This window comes from Kitasatospora sp. NPDC059571 (genome assembly GCF_042735675.1).
Classification (GTDB): domain Bacteria; phylum Actinomycetota; class Actinomycetes; order Streptomycetales; family Streptomycetaceae; genus Kitasatospora.
Map to the genome: position 1 here is coordinate 2,314 of NZ_JBHWBW010000662.1, position 931 is coordinate 3,244.

The 931-nt window shown below is 75.1% G+C and carries 1 protein-coding gene; it reads left to right on the forward strand.

Translation table 11 applies throughout. The features are described 5' to 3' along the window. The first annotated feature begins 59 nt into the window (after positions 1-59). Positions 60-914, forward strand: a complete 855-nt coding sequence (locus tag ACFV0G_RS37455; RefSeq protein WP_380557712.1) for a cellulose-binding protein — start codon at positions 60-62, stop codon at positions 912-914. Positions 915-931: the final 17 nt, after the last annotated feature.

Genomic DNA, 931 nt, shown 5'->3' on the forward strand with positions numbered 1-931 from the left:
CGCCCCGGGCCCCGCGGGGGGGGGGGGGGGCCCCCCCCCCCCCCCCGCCCCACGAGCGGATCACCAAGCTGGTGGCCGATCGTGACAGCGCGTTGGCCAGGATCGGTGCGCTGGAGAAGCGCATCGAGGAGCTGCACCTGGAGACCCAGACCGCTCAGGCGGCGGTGACCGAGGCGGAGCCCTCGTACGCCGGTCTCGGTGCCCGGGTGGAGAAGATCCTCCGGCTCGCCGAGGAGGAGGCGAAGGACCTGCGCGACGAGGCGCACCGCGCCGCGGAGCAGCACCGCGAGCTGGCCGAGGCCGCCGCGCAGCAGGTCCGCACCGAGGCCGAGAACTACGCCAAGGACCGCAAGGCCAAGGCGGAGGACGAGGGCCTGCGGATCGTCGACAAGGCGAAGAGCGACGCCGCGCAGCTGCGCGCCGAGGCCAACAAGGACGCGCAGAACAAGCGCGAGGAGGCGGACGCCCTCTTCGAGGAGACCCGCACCAAGGCCGCGCAGGCCGCGCTGGAGTTCGAGACCAACCTGGCCAAGCGCCGCGAGCAGTCCGAGCGCGACCGGGCGGCCCGCCCGGCCAAGGCCGAGAAGCGCCTCGCCGAGATCGAGCACCGCGCCGAGCAGCTCCGCCTGGAGGCGGAGAAGCTGCGCACCGACGCCGAGCGCCGCGCCCGCCAGACGGTGGAGACCGCGCAGCGCCAGGCCGAGGACATCGTCGCCGACGCCAACGCCAAGGCCGACCGCGTCCGCAGCGAGTCCGAGCGCGAGCTGGCGGCGCTGACCAACCGCCGCGACTCGATCAACGCCCAGCTCACCAACGTGCGCGAGATGCTCGCCACGCTCACCGGTGCGGCCGTGGCCGCGGCCGGCGTGCCGTCCGACGACGGCCTGGGCGTGCCGGCCCAGCAGTCCCGCTGACGCGGTAGCAGCAGCGC